General features: G+C 62.2%; 1 protein-coding gene. It reads right to left on the reverse strand.

All coding sequences use genetic code 11. From position 1 onward, the window contains the following. Nucleotides 1-719: IS3 family transposase (locus tag A5766_RS16325; RefSeq protein WP_231894680.1), on the reverse strand; the 719-nt coding region annotated here is incomplete at its 3' end. Nucleotides 720-784 lie beyond the last annotated feature (65 nt).

The following is a 784-nucleotide window of genomic DNA, read 5'->3' on the forward strand; positions in this document are numbered from 1 at the left end:
CGGTGGTTGTGGTCGGCCTTGAAGTCGCCGATGACCACACGGGCCTCCAACAGGGTGGGCCAGCAGTTGCGGTTCAAACACTCGTCGCGCAACCGGTTGTTGAACGACTCGATGAACCCGTTGTTCCACGGCGTGCCGGGCGGAATGTAGGAGATCCCCACCGACCCTGCACAGAACGCCTGCAGGGCTTCTGAGATGAACTCAGGGCCGTTGTCCATGCGCAGCACCATCGGCGGGCCACCCCAGATCGCGAACGTCTTCTCCAACTCCTCGATCAACCGCTCAGCCGGAATCGAGCGGTCCACGATGTTCAGCAACGACATGCGGGTGTGCTCGTCCACCATCGACGCGATCTTGATCTTCTTCCCATCGACGGTGGAATCGAACTGAAAGTCCAATGCCCACACCACTTTCGGTGCGTCCGCGACCACGACCGGGACCGATGACTGGCCGGCGCGTTTGCGGCGCGGAGCACGCCGCACTTGCAGGCCCTCCTCCTTCCACAACCGATGCACTTTCTTCTTGTTGATCTCGATGCCGTCGTCGAAGCGCAGGTGCGCCCACGCTCGCCGGAACCCGTGCCGCGGGTGTTTGCGGGCATAGGTGCGCAACTGGTCACGCAGTGCGGCGTCCGGATCGGCTGGCGTGCGTGCGTGCGGTAGCCGACGGTAGGCCGACCTGGAAAGCCCAACGACCTTGCACGCCATACGTTCTGACATGCTCTTCACGTCCTTGAGCATGTCGATGGCGGCACGTTTGGCAGTTGGGCTCAGAATTTTCCCTT

It is taken from the genome of Gordonia sp. 852002-51296_SCH5728562-b, from assembly GCF_001665475.1.
In the GTDB taxonomy this organism is placed as follows: domain Bacteria; phylum Actinomycetota; class Actinomycetes; order Mycobacteriales; family Mycobacteriaceae; genus Gordonia; species Gordonia sputi.